Raw genomic sequence first — 18,770 nt, 5'->3', positions numbered from 1 at the left:
AGTAACTTGGAAGCTCACAAAGAAAAAATCCTCGTAGTAGATGACGAAGCAAGCATCCGACGCATCTTAGAAACCCGTCTCTCAATGATTGGCTATGATGTTGTAACGGCGGCTGATGGTGAGGAGGCATTAGATACCTTCCGCGATACCAATCCCGATTTAGTGGTTCTCGATGTCATGATGCCCAAGCTAGATGGTTACGGGGTTTGTCAAGAACTTCGCAAGGAATCAGATATCCCCATTATTATGTTAACGGCTTTGGGAGATGTTGCGGATCGGATTACTGGCTTAGAATTGGGTGCCGATGATTATGTGGTTAAACCCTTTTCGCCAAAAGAACTCGAAGCGCGAATACGATCGGTTTTGCGACGAGTCGAGAAAAATGGTGCCCCAGGTATTCCCAGTTCTGGGGTAATTACGGTTGGCTCGATTAAAATAGATACCAATAAAAGACAAGTTTATAAAGGAGACGAACGCATCAGACTTACAGGAATGGAATTTAGTCTCTTAGAACTTTTAGTTAGTAGATCGGGTGAACCGTTTTCTAGATCGGAGATTTTACAGGAAGTTTGGGGTTATACTCCAGAACGTCATGTGGATACTAGAGTAGTTGATGTTCATATTTCTAGACTTAGAGCTAAATTAGAAGACGATCCCAGTAATCCAGAATTGATTATTACGGCTCGTGGAACAGGTTATCTTTTTCAGCGTATCTTAGAACCAGGGGAAGAGAAAGATTAGTTTCATGGCTTCATCTGATCCCAATCGCATTATAAGATTATTACCCCTGTTTGCTGGAGGTTTGGGAGGCTTACTATTACTGATCAATCGTTTCAGTACAGAACAGTTATTGCCTTCTCAAGCCCGTTCCGATGTGTTGGGGGTGATTTTAAGTGGTGTTTTGATTTTGATCGGTTTATTGTGGCAACAAATTCAGCCCCGTTTACCTGATGCGGTTGTTTTAAGTGGTGAATCGGGAATGGAGTTATTAGAAGATTTGCCCGAAACGATTCAAACTGAACTTGCTTGGGCATCTCATATTTTATTGACGAATACGGTTACTAAAACTTTGGTGGTTTACTATCAAGGAAAAGTTTTACTCAGACGCGGCATTTTAGGCACTAAAAAAGAGGTTCAACTAGGGAAGATTGTCCAAAGAGTCCTAGACACCCAAAAACCTGTTTATTTAGTCAATTTAAAACTATATCCCGGAAACATTGAATTTGATTATTTGCCCAATAACACACAAGGCGTAATTTGTCAACCTATTGGAAAAGATGGCGTATTAATTTTGGGTGCGAATGCTCCGCGTAGTTATACAAAACAGGATGAAAACTGGATCGAAGCGATCGCCGATAAGTTAGCGGTAACACTGCGATCGGCTTTTTCTTGATTTAAGATTAAAAGTAATTAGCCCGATTAAAGGATTTTAAGTTTAGCGCGTCGTTGACCAAATATAAGATTAATATTAAGTTAAGTCATCAAGCCGAACCTCAAAACGATTAGTAAACATGAACCTGGAGTTTGAACATCAAATCACAGATTTACAGTCTCACCACCTAAAGCGTCACTGGCAACAAGTGACACCCTGTGAGCCTAGTTTCTACTATTTTGCTTACGGTTCTTGTATGTGTCCAGTGGATTTAAAACGAACTGTAGGTGAGAATGTCTATTCCTATGTTGTCGGGAAAGCGATTCTAAAAGGTTATCGGTTAGGGTTTTTTCGCCGTTCCTTGCGTCGTAACTGTGGCGCATTAGATATAGTACCTGATGCCACGAGGAGCGTTGAGGGCGTATTATATCATTTACCGTGCCGATTTAGCGATCGCCTAGACACTCGTGAAGAAGTGCCTCATAATGGCTATCGTCAGGAGTTTATCGAGGTTGCTTGTCATCATCAAATTTATACAAATGTCCGAACTTATGTTGTAGTGGAAAAACTTAAAGAAGAATTAGCCCCCAATGATTGGTATTTTAATGTAGTGATGCGAGGGGCGGTAACTTGTGGATTATCAGAAGAATATTGCTGGCAATTATTCAATCATATGTATCGTCTGCAAGAACAACAGTTGAGTGTAGACAAGCTATCTGTTTAAGTGATAGTTTGTAATTATTATCCATACTTTGTATATGTCTCCTAAACTTCCACCGACTAACGTTCTTGCTCTTGATGCGGGAATTAATGCAACAACGGAAAAATGGTTTGAGTATCCCATTAAAGTTTATCCTCATCATACTGATTATGCTGGGGTGGTGTGGCATGGTACATATTTAACTTGGATGGAAGCTGCAAGAGTCGAATATTTACAGACAATTGGGATTAATTTTGCGGATTTAGTAAACTTAGGTTGTGATTTACCAGTGGTTGATCTATCGATTCGTTATCATCGTGCGTTACGCTTAGGAGAAGAAGCGATTCTCAAAGCTCGTATGGATGAGATTACAGGTGTTCGACTTAACTGGGACTATAAAATACAATCACCAGATGAGCAACAATTGTATGTTACAGCTAGAGTGACCCTAGTGGCCATTGATCGAGAAAAAGGGAAAATATTACGACAACTACCGCCATCGGTTAAAAATATTTTAGTTAAATTAGTGCGCTCATAAAATTAAGTTCACATAAAGTCATTTCAGTTGATTGACGATATCGTTGTTGAATGGTATTGGTTGTTAATAAATCTAAATTTTCAGATATTAATGTTTCTTGCTTTAAAGTGCTTATTTTAAGGGTTTCAGAGAGGTTAATTTCTTTGATGTAAGTTGAGGTAGTCTGGCTTAAAGTTGATTGGGTAGAGGTTTGATTAGACAGATTATTATTACCAGAGGTTGATGTGAGAATCTGACGAATTTGGCTATCAGTTAAGCTATTATCAGCACTGAGTAATAAAGCGACGACACCAGAAATTTGAGAAGCTGCCATCGAAGTACCACTTAAAGAACCATATTGTTTATTAGGTAAAGTCGAATAAATATCGGTTCCTGGTGCAGTCAGATAAGCCATATTTGCATTATTTCCCGCACGATTTGACCAAGATGCAAAGTTTTTATATTTATCGATACTTCCTACGGCTAATCCCCAATTTTGAGCATAAGCTGCAGGATATTGTGGGGTAGATGCTCCAGAATTTCCAGCCGCCATCACAACGACTGCATTGTGATTACTTGCATATTGTATCGCGTTTTGCAGTTCGCTACTCCCTGCAAACCCTCCTAAGCTAATATTAATCACTCTTGCACCATTATCAACAGCATAGCGAATCCCATTAGCGATCGATGTCCAATTACCATTTCCTTGATTATCTAGAACTTTCACTGGCATAATTTGAGAATTGTAAGCAACCCCTGTCACGCCTATTTGATTTTTTACACCTGCAATTGTTCCCGCAATATGTGTACCATGACCATGAATATCTAATGTATTGTTGGTTTGATTAATAAAGTTCCAACCATAGTCATCATCAATATAACCGTTTCCATCATCATCAATCCCATTATTGACAATTTCGTTTTTATTAGACCAAATATTTTTCTTTAAATCAGGATGAAATCGAGCTACACCTGTATCTAGTACTGCAACAATAATATTTTTACCCGTATATCCTTTTGCCCACACTTCGGGAACATTCATTAAGTCGCTATCCCATTCTTTACCTCCTAAGTTCGGTACATCAGAAACATTGTTCCCTAAAACTTTTGCTAATGCTGCTGATGCGTTGACTAAACCGTATCCAGTCGAACTACTATAAACACTATTTGGATTTGTAATGGTAATCGTTTGATAGGATATATTATTAGTCTCATCGCTTTCTATAATGCAATTATCAGCATCACTAACGGCGAATAAGTAATATGTACCTGAATTTAGATTATTGCTGAGTTGAAGCGACATCGATCTATTTCTCGTGCTTAATGCTTCAATATCTGTTACAAATTCTGAGTTGATATAAATATCAGATTGATCTAGGGTGGTGTTATTAGAAATATAAAATTTAGTAGAGTTTGTCCCTGCTTGACGATTTCCCGCGTTTTTTACTGTATAACTAAAGTTGAGTGTATTATCGCTCACATCCGTTGTCTGGAGAGAAAAACTACTGATTAATAAATCAGGTTTAGGCGCGTGAGTTAATTCTAAGGTTTGATAAAATAGGTTGTTATTTTCATTGCTTTCTGTGACTGATGCAAGACTGTCAGCTTGTGCAAGTAAATAGTATGTTCCAATTTCAAGAGAATCATTGAGGTAGATGTTTGCGGTTTCTACTTTAGTTACTCCTGCTTCTATTGTATTAACGGAGTCGGCAGCTAGATAAAGATCCGAACTGTCTAAGGTTAAATTGGAAGAAAGATAAAATTTGCTGATGCTTGCATCGGCGTTATTATTGCCTATGTTTTGTATACTATAGCTGAAGTTAAGTGAAGATGCGATCGCTAATTGTGCAGGAATAGATAAAGATTTAATTACTAAGTCAGGTTGGGGAGTAGAGGTAACTTGTAGAATTTGAGTAGTGATATTGTTGGTTTCGTTAGCTTCAGATACATAATTATAGCCATCTGCCAGTGCTAATAAGTTGTATGTGCCAGCACTAATATTATTATTCAAATAAATTGAAGCTGATTCAGTCCGACTTATTTTGGCATCTAAAGACGTAACCGAGTCCATACCCAAATAAGAATCAGTATTATCTAAAAGTGTATCTTGAGATAGATAAAATCTTGTGACGCTGGTGCTTGCTGCGGCATTTCCTTTGTTATTTATATTGTATGAGAAATTTAGATATTGCCCCAAGCTTGCGGATGTTACTCCCGATATACTTTCTATTACTAAATCTGGCAATAACCCGCTAATTGAACTTGTTTGAGGCACTCCGATTAAAGAATCATAATGATCATTTGGTTGAGATTCAACTTTAGCTACATCAGTAAATCTATCTAAATCGAGTGTTGTTAAAGGCTCTGAGTTTAACGCTAGTTCTCTGTGGAATAACGGATCTATTAAAGAATTTCCTCTATCTAAAGGTATAAAATTACCCAAAATCTGGGATGTATTTTCCATTATCTCAGTAAACATAACTACTACCCTCAACAATCCAACCTTCTATATATGTTATAACCCTAAAAAGCGATAAGACCACAGTATTTTAACGAGTAAACTTTTATGAAAAATGCTTTAAATACAAAGTTTTTTATAAAGATTTTAAAAAGATTTAAATTTTAATATTTAAAAATAGAAAAAAATATTTGTGTAACCCATATAAGGTAAGGTTTTAAAAAATACATGAGTTTTTGACTTAGAGACAATTATTGATTTGAGAAAAAACAGTAAATTTACTTAGAAGTGACGAGGATCACAAATGAAGACTGTTTACAATCACCAAAAAGGTCTAAAAAAAATATTACTTTTTTTAAATCTTGCTACAAATTGTAACGAGAGAAGATAGCTTCTCTACTATTTCTGATTTTTTTGATTTATTTTGCAGATAATAACCATACGGCTATCAATAATGGAGCCGATCGCGGACTTGTCTTATAACTATTAACACTCTACTTTTAGTATCATCACTGAGCTAAAAAGCTTTTATTTTCTGAGTCTGTTCATCCTTTAATTTTCAAATTATTGAAAAAATAGTTATAAATACTTGTTAGAGGCTATTGCAATTAATTTAACTTTTCTTGCTGTGAGTGAAGGTTTATGATTCACGAACCATATGCAGAGACAGTTTAAGAGTTGATGCGTAATTTGATGAGCGCTCTGAAGCAGTAGGGCGAGTTAACAAAAATGTTGTTACCCTAAAAAAGAAATGACACAATCTCTATAGAGCGATAGCAAATATGTTCTGCTTAAAATCACCTAGAGAAACTGCTAAAAATACCAAATCAAAAATTTGGGCTCTGTCTTTAGTGCTGTGGCTGGGGTGGCTTAGTCCGGTTTTTGCAGCTACACCCGCCGATCCTAAAGTATTGCATTTGCTCAATCGTCTAAGCTTTGGAGCGCGTCCAGAAGAAGTAAATCGCGTAGAAAAGATAGGCGTTGATCGCTATATTCAAGAGCAGCTATCACCTAATAAACTTTCTGAGCCGCGAAAGCTGACCGATCAGCTTGCTAAACTCGAAACACTACAGTTAACCCCAGATCAATTAGCGCAGCAATATAACCTCGGTCGGAACCAAGGCAGACAAAAACCAAGCCCAGAAGCTATGAAAGTAGCACGCCAGAAAACACAACAGATTTTACAGCAAGCGCAACAAGCACGCTTGTTACGAGCGATCAACAGTCCGCGTCAGTTACAAGAAGTGATGGTGGATTTTTGGTACAACCATTTTAATGTGTATTCAGGTAAGAGAATCGTGCGAGTATGGGTGGGATCTTACGAAGAACAGGCAATTCGACCTTATGTTTTAGGAAACTTTCGAGATTTGGTAACAGCAACGGCTCGTCATCCAGCTATGTTGTTTTATCTAGATAATTGGCGGAATACGGCTCCAGAGAGTCCAGGTGCAAAGGGACAGTTTAATGGCTTAAATGAAAACTATGCTCGTGAATTGATGGAACTACATACGTTGGGTGTCAATGGCGGTTATACTCAACAAGATGTGACAACGCTGGCGAAAATACTGACGGGATGGGGATTTAGGCGAATTGAGCCACAGGGACCAAACAATTACAATTACACTTTTTATTTTGATGGCAAACGTCATGATTTTAGTGATAAGACCTTCTTTGGTCAAGTGATCAAAGGTACTGGAGAAGCTGAAGGAAAACAAGCGATCGATATTTTGGTTCGCAGCCCTGCAACAGCACGACACATCAGTTACAAACTAGCACAGTATTTTGTCGCTGATGAACCGTCCTCCGCGTTAGTGAACCGTTTAAGTCAAAAGTTTTTGGCAACCGATGGCGACATTAGAGCCGTGTTAGAGACGCTCTTTGATAGTCCAGAGTTTTGGGATACTCAAACCTACAATTCTAAGTTTAAAACGCCTTACCAGTTCTTGATTTCTTCGGTACGCGCAACTGGCGCCCAAGTCAGCAATACTCGTCCGATCGCTGGTATGTTGGAACAATTAGGAATGCCTCTGTATGGCTGTCTCACACCAGATGGATACAAAAATACTCAACAAGCTTGGTTAAGCCCTGATGCAATGACTCGCCGTATTAGCCTGGCGACAGCGATCGCAAATGGAAGTATTCCGCTTACTCAAGATACTAAACCAGCCATTCAATCCTACAAACCTGTGGATGCAAATCAATTAATGATTACTTTAGGTAATCGTTTCTCGCCTACAACACAACAGGCAATTACGAAAAGTCCTGAGCAACTTCGAGCCGCGCTGATTTTAGGAAGTCCTGAATTTATGTTTAGATAGTACACCCATTGAAGGAAAAAATTAATATGGACAGACGACGATTTTTAATTAGGGCTGGTTACTTTTCGGCTTCGGCGATCGCTACATTAAGTACCCATTATTGGCTAACTCCTGCCACTGCGAGTAGCAATAATCCTAAACGACTGATTGTAATTTTTTTGCGAGGAGCAGTTGACGGGTTAAACGTTGTTGTTCCCTATCAAGAAGCCGCCTATTACGAAGCTCGCCGCTCGATCGCTATCCCCCAACCAGATCAAGAAAATGGAGCGCTCAACTTAGATGGTCAATTTGGCTTACACCCTGCTTTAGCACCGTTGTTACCACTTTGGCAACAAAAAAGTTTAGCATTTGTTCACGCTTGCGGTTCTACTAATGAAACTCGCTCTCACTTTGATGCTCAAGACTATATGGAAAGTGGTACACCAGGCGTTAAACGGACTTCCGATGGCTGGATGAATCGTCTTTTAGAAAACTTATCTGGACATACGCCCATTCAAGGGGTTAGTGTTGGCTCCACCATACCACGCATTTTCTCTGGCAAAATGTCGGTTGCTACCATTGCATCAGGTAAAAATGCTACTAGAACTTTGTTGTTAGATCGACCTCAGATTGGCGCTGCTTTTGATCGCCTTTACAGCAACAATGATACATTAAGTCGTGTTTACCAAGAGGGCAGAGCCGCACGACAAGCACTTCAGCAAGATTTAGACAACGAGATGAAAATGGCTAATAATGGTGCACCTTTGCCCAACGGATTCGTTAGCGATGCTCAACGAGTCGCTAATGTTATGGTTAAAGATCCCAGAGTACAGCTAGTGTTTATGGCGCTTGGGGGATGGGATACTCATGTCAATCAAGGCAGTACTCAAGGACAGTTAGCACGTAATCTTCAAGCACTTGGACAAGGATTGGCTACCCTACAAAAGTCTCTTGGTGCAGTCTATCAAAATACGACAATTCTCGTCATGTCAGAATTTGGGCGCACTGTCCAAGAAAATGGTAACGGTGGCACGGATCATGGACATGGTAATGTTATGTGGGTTTTGGGCGGTACAACTAAGGGCGGCAAAGTCTACGGGCAATGGACGGGTTTAGACAATAGTCAGTTATATCAAGGGCGAGATTTGCCTGTAACAACCGATTTTCGAGATGTTGTGACGACTGTTCTAGAACGACACTTAGGTCTAGAAGATAGTAAACTTGCTCAAGTTTTTCCAAATTACTCGCCTAAACAGCGAATCAACTTAATTTAGGAACTACGATTGATGTAGAGTTAGGGGTTTTTTTAGGAGCGGAAAAAAGAGGGTTTGGAGACCAAACCCCTACGATTAAATCTAATTTTACTTAGCACATATTGGTTATTTTGTCAAGATAAACTACTTTTTCTTAATGTCTTTGGCCATCTTGCGGAACATATCCATATTGCTATCAACAGAAGGATTTTTCTTGACAGTTGGAGACTGGGGCGAACTCGTTTGAGAATTAACACTTTTATTTGTGTCTTTTTTCTTGATCGATTTACCCAAACTTTTAGCATCATCATCACTTAAATAAAATGATTCTGTGTTCTGAGACTGGTCATCGTCTGGGGTAGGTTCGTCTACATATTTTGTTTTGCTTCCGAATAAACCAAAAAAACCGGCCATGTGTGCTTGCTCTCCAGCTAACGATATAAAATATAAGATGATCTCATATTACATTTTATCAAAATTTATATATAAAATGGTATAGTTATGCTAGAAGATTGCAGGCGCGTGACTGAGTAAATCTAAGTCTAAGGTACAAATATACTGTAATGGTTGTTCAATCAACCCTTTACCTCGTAAAAAGCCAGTATTTGCCCCAGGACACAAATAAGATAAGGAATCATTTGAAAAACGATCGCTAATTTTCTTTACATTTCTTAATTGTCTAGGCCAATGAAAAGTTTTAGCGGTTCTCAGTGGCATTGGTTCACCTTGTTGATTTGGCATCAGATGTCGTCCTGAAAATAAAACACCCTGATGTCTTTTCCAGTATAAACAAGCTGAACCTGGAGAATGGCCTGATGTCCAGAAACCATAACAATCGGGAGATAAAATAATTTCTTGGCGAAAAGGAGTAACGGGTATTTCGGGTAAAAGATAAGCTTCTTGTTCTTGTACTAAAATCTCGCAATTTAGAGCAGATTGTAAGGCTTTAACTGATTTTCCATGATTACCACGATGAGTGAAAAACCACCAACGGACTCCTATTTCTTGTAAAAAACGTTGATTGACTTCAAGGAATGCAGGAGCATCCAGCAAGATGTTACCGCCATTTTCTACAATAAGATAAGAAGTCCCGCCGAGTGTCTCTCGGTTTGGGGGAAAAGCGAATAATCCGTCTAAAAGTTGTCGTGGCTTTTTTTCTAGCCTAGACGTTGAGACAGAAATTTCGGACAATGGAGAAGGGGAATCATTTGAAAGATGCTGATCTAAATTAGATGACATAAGGGGTAATTAAATCAAAGTCAGAAATTATAGGGGAGAGTGAAGAATTTATGCTTAAAGGTAGCAATATTGTTAAACATTTTTTTATTTAAAAACATTTTGATGGAAATTAGGCTTTAGTTATGGAAATTTGGTTACTCCTAGCCGTATTAGGAATCTTCACATACATTATTCTGAAGCGTAGTGTCGCCAACATGACTAAAACACCCCTTGGGTTGATTTGGTTAGTGATGATGGCACCAGCGATTATTTGGAGTGTCTGGTGGCTTGTCTATGGCGAGGATAAACCTATTCCGCCACTTCTGTTAATTGGGCCATTTGTCTTATGTCCTCTCTTGTATTGGTGGTTAATTCAAGTCGGACGACCCCAAAACGAGAAAAGTCAACAAGTTCCACTACAAGCGACTCTATCTGACAATAACATTAATTTGAATCCTGAAGCGAATCCATTATCTGAATCTGATTCTAATATTCGTCCCATTACAGCCACAGAAGAAAAGGTTTTACGAGATTGTTTTCCTTGGGGTGTTTATTATCTACAACATATTGATTATCGTCCTCAAGCGATTCTCTGTCGGGGAAAATTACGCGCTGTTCCTGAAGATGCTTACAATACAGTTAAGGGAAATGTTGAAAAAGAATTTGGCGATCGCTTTTTAGTTCTCTTTCAAGAAAGTTTACAAGGTCAACCCTTTTTCGCCCTAGTCTCTAATCCTTGGGCAAAAAACGAAAATCAAGATTTAGAGAAAGAAAAGTTAACACGTCCGTTCTTAGCGTTAGGTTTACTCCTAATTACTCTATTTACCACCACAGTCATCGGAAGCGAATTAAGTGGCGTAACGGCTGAACAATTACAGGCTAATTCTAGCTTACTTATACGAGGTCTTCCCTACAGTCTTGGTATTATTACAGTTTTAGGGATACACGAACTGAGTCATTATCTCACTACGGTTCGTTACAATATTCGCGCTACTTTACCTTATTTTATTCCGATTCCTTTTTTCTTAGGGACTTTTGGGGCTTTTATTAGTCTGCGTTCTCCAGTTCCTCATCGTAAAGCCCTCTTTGATGTGGCGATTTCTGGTCCTTGGGGTGGTGTTCTTGTAACGATTCCGCTACTATTTTGGGGATTAACTTTATCTGATACGGTTCCTATTGATCCAAAAGTTTCCAGTCTACTGAATTTTGAATCATTAAATCCGCGATTTTCCTTCCTTTTAGCCCTTATTGCCAAATTTGCGATGGGAAGTAGCTTAGAATCTGGTCTGGCGATACATTTACACCCGCTTGCTGTGGCTGGCTATGTTGGATTAATTGTAACTGCTTTAAACCTTATGCCTGTCGGTCAACTCGATGGCGGTAATATGATTCATGCAATGTTTGGGCAAAAAACCGCGCTGATGGTTGGCCAGTTGACTCGTATTCTAATGCTTGTTTTGGCTGTTATTCAACCCGATTTCTTGCTTTGGGCAATTCTTTTATTATTGATGCCAGTGAATGCTCAACCCGCCTTGAATGACGTTACAGAACTCGATAATAAACGGGATTTTATCGGTTTGGTGTCTCTTGCTTTATTATTGTTTATTTTACTGCCTCTGCCTGGGGTAATCGCTGGATTATTAAATATTTAACCTTGTGCCAGACGCGCCATAGATCGTCTCTACAGTTAGCTACTCAAAATCGTTATGAGTATGATATAGTTGTAACAGAACTTAAAAATTATACTTCTGCTCGATCAACAAGGAGAGTTGCAGCAATGAGTGAAGGATGCTTACGAGTGGGTCAGCTTGCCCCTGATTTTACCGCAACAGCAGTAGTCGATCAGGAATTCAAAACCACAAAATTAACTGACTATCGTGGCAAATATGTCGTTTTATTCTTTTATCCCCTAGATTTTACCTTTGTCTGCCCCACAGAGATTATTGCATTTAGCGATCGCTATGAAGAGTTTACCAAACTAAATACAGAAGTTTTAGGGGTTTCTGTAGATAGTGAATTTTCTCATCTTGCTTGGATACAAACCGATCGTAAGAATGGTGGGATCGGTGATATCACTTATCCTCTAGTATCAGATCTCAAAAAAGAAATTAGTACCGCTTATAATGTCTTAGATCCAGATGCGGGTGTTGCTTTACGCGGACTCTTTATCATCGACAAAGAAGGAGTTATCCAACACGCTACCATCAATAACTTATCCTTTGGTCGTAGTGTAGATGAAACTCTACGGACACTTAAAGCATTGCAATACGTCCAATCTCACCCCGATGAAGTTTGTCCGGCGGGTTGGCAAGAAGGTGACAAAACCATGACACCTGACCCAGTGAAGTCGAAAGTTTATTTCGCTTCGGTATAGGATGTTACAGATAAGGTGGGCAAATTATGTTCCACCTTATTTTTTACAAATATCGGCTGAGAACTTCTATAGTTTCTTGCGCGGTTTTTGACCAACTAAATTGTTTAGCACGTTGTAAACCGAAAGTTTGGAGTTGCGATCGAACTTTTTCATCTGTAGCAATTTGATTCATCGCGTCCGTAATTTCCGTAGTCTGATAAGGATTAATGAGTAACGCTGCATTCCCAGAAACTTCGCTTAAAGAGGAAAGATTTGACGTAATAACGGGTGTACCGCAGGCCATCGCTTCAAGTACAGGGAGTCCGAACCCTTCCCACAAAGACGGGAAAACCAGCGCCAACGCATTATTTAGTAACTTGGGTAACGCATCGTAAGACACATAATCTAAAAACTTGACTTGTTCAGTGATGCCTAATTCGCTAACTTGTTGTTTTAAAATCGGTGTATAACGTGGATCAGATTTACCCGCGATCCAAAGTTGATAAGTTTGATAGTTAGGTAAATTCGCAAAAGCAGTAATTAAACGATACAGATTTTTGTGAGGATCAGGACGACCAATATACAAGAAATAGGGAATAGAATGATCAGAATTAGGATAGGGATAAAAATGATTCTGATCATAAGCGAGTAGTGTCGGTGTCATTTTAGAGGCCGAAATTCCAAAATAGTTTTTTAGATCATCTGCTGTCGCTTGAGAATTACATAAAATGTGTTCTGCTTGTGCTAAAAGACGAGGAAAAGAGAATTTAAAATACAAAGTTAATAAAGACTTGCGCTGAGGAAAACGCAAAGGAATTAGATCATGTACCGTGATAATATAACGACAAGCTGTATAAATTGGTGCTTCGGGAATTGGTGAAAAGAGTAAAGATGCTTGAGTGGTTTGATAGATTTTAGCGAGTTGAAACTGAGTCCAAAGTAAACGCTTGATATTTCCTTTTGTTCCTTGCGCTGGAGTCATATCAGAAGGTACAGGATAGCAATTAAAATCAGGTACAGATTGAGATATTAATAAAGTCGGATCAAGAGACTTTAGATAAGGATAAAGATTATTTGCATAAGTCGCTAAACCTGTAGGTTGAGAGAAAAGATAGGATAAATTAATTAAAAAAGGATGTTCTGTCATAATTTATAAAATAGATTTATAAGCATTTAACGTTTGTTTTGCCGTTTTTTCCCAAGAAAATAACTTTACCCTTTCTTTTCCTTTTGTAATTAGACTTTGACGAAGTTGGGAACTAGAGATAACTTCTAAGATAGCCTCAGCAATTTGAATGAGATTTTCAGGATCGATTTTTATAGCTGCATCACCCGCTATTTCTGGTAAAGAAGATGTATTTGAGGTAATTACAGGTGTACCTAAAGTCATCGCTTCTAAGACAGGTAAACCAAAACCCTCGTAGATAGAAGGATATACGAAAACATCTGCTTGAGAATAGAAATAAGCAACTTCATCATCTGATAAATAGTCCAAATGGTGAATATCTTTTTGGTAGAATGAATTTTCAATTGCAGCAAAAATAGATGTATATTCCCATCCTTTTTGTCCAATGAGTACTAATTTGTGTTCTATTTTATGAGTTTGTTTAAGATAATTAAAAGCAACGATTAAGTTAGTAACATTTTTTCTAGGTTCTATTGTACTAACAAAAAGAATGTAAGGTTTTAGATGTTCTATGGAACGAGAAATCTGAGGAACTTTAGTATAACGACTTGCTAAGGGTGTAACATATATTTTTTCTTCTTTTACTCCAAGATATTGAATAATATCTAGTTTGGTACTCTGGGAAACAGTGAGAACTAAATCTGTCCATTTTAAGCATTGTTTGACTCGCTGAGTATATGTTTTTACTCGTGAATTTACAAAATTAGGATATTTAATAAAAGTTAGATCATGAATAGTCATTACTTTTAAAGCATGACGACAAGGATATACGACATGATCTGTACCATGTATTAAATTAGGTGAATCAAGATATTGATCAAAATATGAACAAATAAAACTAGAATGATTTGCTATTAGGTGAGATAGACTCACAGGAATAGGTAAACAGTAAAGATTTGAGTATTTTTGTAAGGGTTGAAATGGGTATAAATTTACCTTTAACCAATTTTTGATAGAAGGTTGATAGACAATTTGTAATTCAAAGTTATTTTGAGTCTGAATTTTTGATAATTCCTCAATTAAATGATAAATGTATAAACCAATACCACTAGGTTTATCTCTTAATGCTGTTGCATCAATTAATATTTTTAACATATTGATTTTTTTTAAGATACATCCAAATACCTTGTAGTTTACTTAGAGAAAATTTTGGATTAAAAGGCAAAATTATAATAGAAGTAATAATCATCCGAATTAATCTAGTTAATAAAATCAGTGAATTAGTTTGTTTTTCGAGAATTAATAAATAACTATAAATATTATGGATTAATTGAAGATAACCGTAGCGGAGAGTAATAGATGAGGGTTCGTGAATTACTTTAATCTGATTAGTAATTACGACTAAATGACCTTGATTTGCATAGCGATCGCAAAAATCGACATCTTCATAATAAAGAAAATAATCTGGATCAAAATAAGGCATTTCTGTAAACTTTTTTAAGTTAATTATTAAACTACATCCAGTCACCCAATCAACCTTTAAATATGAATTATTGTTATAAACTAAAGATTCTTTTTCTGAAATAATAGTACCATCTTTTTTCGTAAAACTTCCCCAACCAAACCATAAATTACCATCAGGTTCGTAAACTTCTGTACCAAGTATTGATATTTCTGGATATTGAATCAAAAATTCTTCAGCTTTTTTGATTGAATTTAATGGTAAATATGTATCGGGATTAAGTAACCAAACAATACTATTTGGTTCATTATGATAAATCATATTTAATCCTAAATTACAAGCTTTCCCAAAACCCAAATTTAGGGTAGATTGTAAAATAATAATTTTCTGACTGGCAAGTTTTTCGAGTTCTCTATCTTCGGGCGAATTATTAACAATAATGATTTGTTTGGGTAGATTTTCGTTAGCTAAAATTGAATCAACTAAACGAGAAACTAAACCACTAGAATTATAATTGACAATTAAAATATATAAAGATTGATTTACTAAATCCATAATTATAACTTTTGCAAAGGACAAATTGTATAGTTAGCGACATTATTAGATAATTTATGACAATTTTGTGATGCTAATAGTTGATACTTTTGTTGACTTTGCATCTCTTCAGGATTGATTTTATCAGGGCTAATATCTAAAACATAAAGTTGATTTTCAGGAGTATTTTTAATAATTTTTTCTGCCTTTTTTTGCATTAGTGTACCTTTTTCTAATCCTGAATTTCCCGAAATTCTAACAAATCGTGTAGATGGGGGAAAATAGGGAACGACAAAAGCACTTGCTTCACTTCCTTCCCACATCACAATCACTTTATTTTCATACTTTTTTAAAGCTTTAGTTTCAATACCAAAATAGCTTGATTTCCAAGGAATTCGCCACCAATCTAAAGGTTTAGCAGTTGTAATCATAGTTGTAAATAGGATAGCTGATAAAAATAATAATACTTTTCTAGACGGACAAATATAGCCAAGAATTAGAATTACTAAAACTGGTGTTAGTAGTTCCAACACAAGTAAGTAACGGTAAATTGAAAACATTTTTAGCCAAATTAAATAAGAAATTACATAAAAAGGAACAAGCAGGAAAAGAACCGACGGATTGATAATATTATATGAAGTTCGATTAATTTTTTGAATAAATTTAATCAATAAAAATATTATAAATGCAATTATAAAAATATAAGCAATTGCTAAACGAGAATCTTGGAATTCTAACTCAGCGACTAAAGTTTGTTTTTTTGTAAAATAAAAAGGATAAAAAAGAGTTTGCCAAATATCACGAGGCAAGAATCTAGCATCTTTTAAATTAAATTCTGTAGAAATATAAGGAGACTTAAATATTTTATTAAAAAACGGAAAAAGTGGACTTGAAAAATTTATCCACATCAGAATCATCCAATAACCAGCAGTGATGAGAAAACCAGCAAACATAGAACTCATCAAAGAGCATAAATTTAATAACTTTTCTGTCTTATCATTGCGAATAAAATTAATAGATATAATTAAAGCAATTCCATATAGTGCAACCGTTAATTTTAATCCTACTCCTAACCCCATAATCAAACCAGCTATCATTAGATTTTTTAGGGTTATTTTGCCAAAATTAGCTAAATGATAAACTATGATTAACAAAGAAGTTAAAACAAATAAACTGCTTGTACTATCACCTATTACTGTGCCAATTTCTGAATAAAAAGCCGCACCCCATATACCAGTTAAGGCAGCAAAACAACTCAATAAATGCCGAGTTAGGTTTTTGACATTAAGCATGGAATGATAAACAATTTGATGAATCAGCAAAAGATTAAGACCATGTAAACCACCCCAGAAAAATCCAAAAATAATCGGAGGAATTTTTAAATAATAGATAGAAATAAAGAATGGAACATCCATCAAAGGATTAAAGAAAGTTTGAATTTGTGCAGGTAGAATATCATATTTAAAGCGTCCTGTGAGTAACATATAGGGGTTATAAAAATGATAGTTGCGTAAGTCCCAAGATACATCTTGTCCAAGATGAACAGAAATCAAACCCACAAGAACAAAGTAACCAATTCCCCACAAGAGAAAAGGGGAAATATTTTTAATTCTAGGAAATTGCATAAAAGTAAAAGTTAGGTTATTTAGGCTTATATCACGTTTTGACCCCAATCGCTAGGATTGGAACATTTTCTCAATTAGATGAGTCTGGTCGAGTCAATAAGTTTCATTCCGATTGATTCTGCGACAAAGCTTAAGTATACTATTTTGTTGAGATTTGTTAAACGCATTAAAAACCTCATGAAAGCGCGAGTCAACCAAAATATTAGTAAAGCTTATCTAAAAATATTATTGGCAATTGCTCTGGTAGCTGCGATCGGTTTTTCAGTAGTCCCTCATTATGGGATTACTTGGGATGAACCAATGGAACTAGACATGGTGCAATGGAATCTTGACTTTATCAAAAAAGGTAAGCCCATTTCTGAACATGGACGCTATCATGGATTTATTTTTAATTATTTTTCCGATGTTGTATATCAAGCGCAAGATGATATTAAACAAAAACTTGCTACGGAGAATATTACTAAAGAAAAACAACAAACTAATTGGCAAAAATGGTTAACCTCAATTAGACAAAAAACTGCAATAAAACATATTGTTACCTTTGCTTTTTCTCTTTTGGCTTATTTTTCTGTAGCTGGAATTGTTTCTATTTTAGCAGATATTAATTCTGCTTGGTTCGGTGTAATTATTCTCGCTTTATTTCCTAGATTTTGGGGTCATAGTTTTTTTAATCCGAAAGATCTTCCTTTTGCTACTCTTTTTATTGCGGCTACTTGTGCTGGCACATTTGTACTTAATACCTATTTTAAAACAGAAGAAAAAGAAGCTATAAGACTTGGTTTTAATAAAGTTACGATCTATTCGTTGCTCTATGGGTGTTTAATTGGATTAACTACAGGTGTAAGAATTGGAGGATTTTTCTTATTATTCTTTTTACCTATTGCTCATATTTTAGCGCAGTCCGATTTTAAAAGTATTTATAAAACTCTTATTCGCTACAGTAAGTTATATTTAGTTATTTACTTAACATGGGCAATTACAACCATCACCATTTATCCTGCATCTTGGCATAACCCGATTATTTGGTTTTGGAAAGCCGTTAATTCACTTTCAAAATTTAGTGTTTGGAATAATTATGTACTGTTTAATGGACAACAAATATTAGGCAGAGAATTACCTTGGTATTATTTACCTCGTTGGATATCTATTACGGTTCCAGTTTTGTTTCAAATTAGTGCTTTAGTAGGTCTTATTTGGATTATATCAAAATATAGACAGTTTACTAAAACACAACGTGCTTGTGCTATTTTAGTTATTTTGCAAATATTTTTTCTGCCGTTTTTAGCGATTATTAGACAGTCAACAATGTATGATGAAATGAGGCATTTTATATTTATTTTGCCAGGAATTGCGGTTTTAGCGAGTACAACAATTATTTGGGTTTATCAAAAAATAATGAATCGATATATCCGAATATTTATGGCCACATTATTAAGTTTATATTGTGTTGCTATTTTATATGATATGATTTCACTTCATCCTTATGAATTCATCTATTTTAATCGTAACTATGGCGGTTTAAAAGCAGCATATCATCAACAAGAAACCGAATATTGGGGACTGAGTTTTAAAGAAGCGATGGAATGGTTAAATCAAAATGCTGAACCTAATTCTACTATTTTAATCGCTGGACCTTGGATAGCTGCTGAAATTTACGCTGATCCTTCTCGGAATTTTACGATAATGAATAGAGATGAATTTCCTTGGGGAAAAGTTCCCAACCCAGATTATTATATGGCACTTCCTCGCTATGATTATCAAAGTTCAAGTTTTTTCCCAGAATGTCCAATTATTTATTCAGTAACTAGACAAGATACACCATTAACAACGATTAGAAATTGTCTTAAATAAATCA

At 36.3% G+C, this 18,770-nt stretch carries 16 protein-coding genes; 9 read left to right on the top strand and 7 right to left on the bottom strand.

The genetic code is table 11. From position 1 onward, the window contains the following. Nucleotides 1-6 precede the first annotated feature (6 nt). The 4 genes from rpaB (at nt 7) to C7H19_RS04795 (ending at nt 2,610) form a co-directional block, all read left to right on the top strand. Entirely contained in the window at nt 7-741 is a 735-nt protein-coding gene (gene rpaB, locus C7H19_RS04810; RefSeq protein WP_106455760.1) for a response regulator transcription factor RpaB, read from the top strand. A gap of 4 nt (nt 742-745) precedes the next feature. Continuing rightward, nucleotides 746-1,393 carry a cofactor assembly of complex C subunit B gene (locus C7H19_RS04805; RefSeq protein ID WP_106455759.1) on the top strand — a complete coding sequence of 216 codons (648 nt, stop codon included), beginning with the start codon at nt 746-748 and terminating at the stop codon, nt 1,391-1,393. 118 nt (nt 1,394-1,511) lie between these two features. Further along, nucleotides 1,512-2,096, top strand: coding sequence for a gamma-glutamylcyclotransferase (locus C7H19_RS04800; protein WP_106455758.1), 585 nt, complete (start codon nt 1,512-1,514; stop codon nt 2,094-2,096). A 34-nt stretch (nt 2,097-2,130) separates the two neighbouring features. Continuing rightward, nucleotides 2,131-2,610, top strand: a complete 480-nt coding sequence (locus C7H19_RS04795; RefSeq protein ID WP_106455757.1) for an acyl-CoA thioesterase — start codon at nt 2,131-2,133, stop codon at nt 2,608-2,610. Here C7H19_RS04795 and C7H19_RS04790 read toward each other — a convergent pair. Next, nucleotides 2,591-5,068: a S8 family serine peptidase gene (locus C7H19_RS04790; RefSeq protein ID WP_106455756.1), complete on the bottom strand. Its 2,478-nt coding sequence runs from the start codon at nt 5,066-5,068 to the stop codon at nt 2,591-2,593. The two genes, C7H19_RS04795 and C7H19_RS04790, sit on opposite strands and share 20 nt — an antisense overlap. Nucleotides 5,069-5,829: 761 nt before the next feature. On the opposite strand from C7H19_RS04790, the gene C7H19_RS04785 reads away from it, so the two are divergent. Both C7H19_RS04785 and C7H19_RS04780 read left to right on the top strand, forming a co-directional pair. Further along, nucleotides 5,830-7,365 carry a DUF1800 domain-containing protein gene (locus C7H19_RS04785; protein WP_106455755.1) on the top strand — a complete coding sequence of 512 codons (1,536 nt, stop codon included), beginning with the start codon at nt 5,830-5,832 and terminating at the stop codon, nt 7,363-7,365. Nucleotides 7,366-7,391: 26 nt separating this feature from the next. Next, nucleotides 7,392-8,618 (top strand): DUF1501 domain-containing protein, encoded by a 1,227-nt coding sequence (locus C7H19_RS04780; RefSeq protein ID WP_106455754.1) that lies wholly within the window; start codon nt 7,392-7,394, stop codon nt 8,616-8,618. Between the two features lie 123 nt (nt 8,619-8,741). Here C7H19_RS04780 and C7H19_RS04775 read toward each other — a convergent pair whose 3' ends face one another. Together C7H19_RS04775 and C7H19_RS04770 are read right to left on the bottom strand one after the other, a co-directional pair. Further along, the gene (locus C7H19_RS04775) at nt 8,742-9,011 is read right to left on the bottom strand and encodes a hypothetical protein (protein ID WP_106455753.1); all 270 of its coding nucleotides are present in this window, start codon (nt 9,009-9,011) and stop codon (nt 8,742-8,744) included. A 90-nt stretch (nt 9,012-9,101) separates the two neighbouring features. After that, a complete protein-coding gene (locus C7H19_RS04770) occupies nt 9,102-9,836 on the bottom strand; it encodes an MBL fold metallo-hydrolase (protein WP_106455752.1) in 735 nt (244 codons plus the stop codon). A 122-nt stretch (nt 9,837-9,958) separates the two neighbouring features. On the opposite strand from C7H19_RS04770, the gene C7H19_RS04765 reads away from it, so the two are divergent. Together C7H19_RS04765 and C7H19_RS04760 are read left to right on the top strand one after the other, a co-directional pair. Beyond that, entirely contained in the window at nt 9,959-11,467 is a 1,509-nt protein-coding gene (locus C7H19_RS04765; RefSeq protein ID WP_106455751.1) for a site-2 protease family protein, read from the top strand. Nucleotides 11,468-11,592: 125 nt separating this feature from the next. Then, complete coding sequence (locus tag C7H19_RS04760) at nt 11,593-12,189, top strand: peroxiredoxin (RefSeq protein ID WP_106455750.1); 597 nt, start codon at nt 11,593-11,595, stop codon at nt 12,187-12,189. A 43-nt stretch (nt 12,190-12,232) separates the two neighbouring features. On the opposite strand, the gene C7H19_RS04755 is transcribed toward C7H19_RS04760, so the two are convergent. From C7H19_RS04755 to C7H19_RS04740, 4 genes are read right to left on the bottom strand one after another with little or no spacing between them, the layout of a single operon-like run. Next, a complete protein-coding gene (locus tag C7H19_RS04755; protein ID WP_425428863.1) occupies nt 12,233-13,318 on the bottom strand; it encodes a glycosyltransferase family 4 protein in 1,086 nt (361 codons plus the stop codon). Continuing rightward, the gene (locus tag C7H19_RS04750; RefSeq protein ID WP_106455748.1) at nt 13,319-14,449 is read right to left on the bottom strand and encodes a glycosyltransferase family 4 protein; all 1,131 of its coding nucleotides are present in this window, start codon (nt 14,447-14,449) and stop codon (nt 13,319-13,321) included. Beyond that, the gene (locus tag C7H19_RS04745; protein WP_106455747.1) at nt 14,430-15,311 is read right to left on the bottom strand and encodes a glycosyltransferase; all 882 of its coding nucleotides are present in this window, start codon (nt 15,309-15,311) and stop codon (nt 14,430-14,432) included. The genes C7H19_RS04750 and C7H19_RS04745 overlap by 20 nt, the downstream gene beginning before the upstream one ends. Before the next feature lie 2 nt (nt 15,312-15,313). Next, complete coding sequence (locus tag C7H19_RS04740) at nt 15,314-16,915, bottom strand: hypothetical protein (protein WP_106455746.1); 1,602 nt, start codon at nt 16,913-16,915, stop codon at nt 15,314-15,316. A gap of 177 nt (nt 16,916-17,092) precedes the next feature. On the opposite strand from C7H19_RS04740, the gene C7H19_RS04735 reads away from it, so the two are divergent. Then, nucleotides 17,093-18,766 carry a hypothetical protein gene (locus C7H19_RS04735; RefSeq protein ID WP_106455971.1) on the top strand — a complete coding sequence of 558 codons (1,674 nt, stop codon included), beginning with the start codon at nt 17,093-17,095 and terminating at the stop codon, nt 18,764-18,766. Nucleotides 18,767-18,770 lie beyond the last annotated feature (4 nt).

The organism is Aphanothece hegewaldii CCALA 016, from assembly GCF_003007785.1.
GTDB classification, from domain to species: Bacteria; Cyanobacteriota; Cyanobacteriia; order Cyanobacteriales; family Microcystaceae; genus Chroococcus; species Chroococcus hegewaldii.
Note: the sequence above shows the minus strand (reverse complement) of the source record. Positions and strands in the feature narration are given on the sequence as shown.

Coding starts and splice junctions, on each gene's coding strand:
- C7H19_RS04735 (WP_106455971.1), top strand. CDS start 17,093: ATGAAAGCGCGAGTCAACCAAAATATTAGTAAAGCTTATCTAAAAATA.
- C7H19_RS04775 (WP_106455753.1), bottom strand. CDS start 9,011: ATGGCCGGTTTTTTTGGTTTATTCGGAAGCAAAACAAAATATGTAGAC.
- C7H19_RS04740 (WP_106455746.1), bottom strand. CDS start 16,915: ATGCAATTTCCTAGAATTAAAAATATTTCCCCTTTTCTCTTGTGGGGA.
- C7H19_RS04750 (WP_106455748.1), bottom strand. CDS start 14,449: ATGTTAAAAATATTAATTGATGCAACAGCATTAAGAGATAAACCTAGT.
- C7H19_RS04785 (WP_106455755.1), top strand. CDS start 5,830: ATGTTCTGCTTAAAATCACCTAGAGAAACTGCTAAAAATACCAAATCA.
- C7H19_RS04745 (WP_106455747.1), bottom strand. CDS start 15,311: ATGGATTTAGTAAATCAATCTTTATATATTTTAATTGTCAATTATAAT.
- C7H19_RS04800 (WP_106455758.1), top strand. CDS start 1,512: ATGAACCTGGAGTTTGAACATCAAATCACAGATTTACAGTCTCACCAC.
- C7H19_RS04790 (WP_106455756.1), bottom strand. CDS start 5,068: ATGTTTACTGAGATAATGGAAAATACATCCCAGATTTTGGGTAATTTT.
- C7H19_RS04770 (WP_106455752.1), bottom strand. CDS start 9,836: ATGTCATCTAATTTAGATCAGCATCTTTCAAATGATTCCCCTTCTCCA.
- C7H19_RS04760 (WP_106455750.1), top strand. CDS start 11,593: ATGAGTGAAGGATGCTTACGAGTGGGTCAGCTTGCCCCTGATTTTACC.
- C7H19_RS04805 (WP_106455759.1), top strand. CDS start 746: ATGGCTTCATCTGATCCCAATCGCATTATAAGATTATTACCCCTGTTT.
- C7H19_RS04795 (WP_106455757.1), top strand. CDS start 2,131: ATGTCTCCTAAACTTCCACCGACTAACGTTCTTGCTCTTGATGCGGGA.
- C7H19_RS04765 (WP_106455751.1), top strand. CDS start 9,959: ATGGAAATTTGGTTACTCCTAGCCGTATTAGGAATCTTCACATACATT.
- C7H19_RS04780 (WP_106455754.1), top strand. CDS start 7,392: ATGGACAGACGACGATTTTTAATTAGGGCTGGTTACTTTTCGGCTTCG.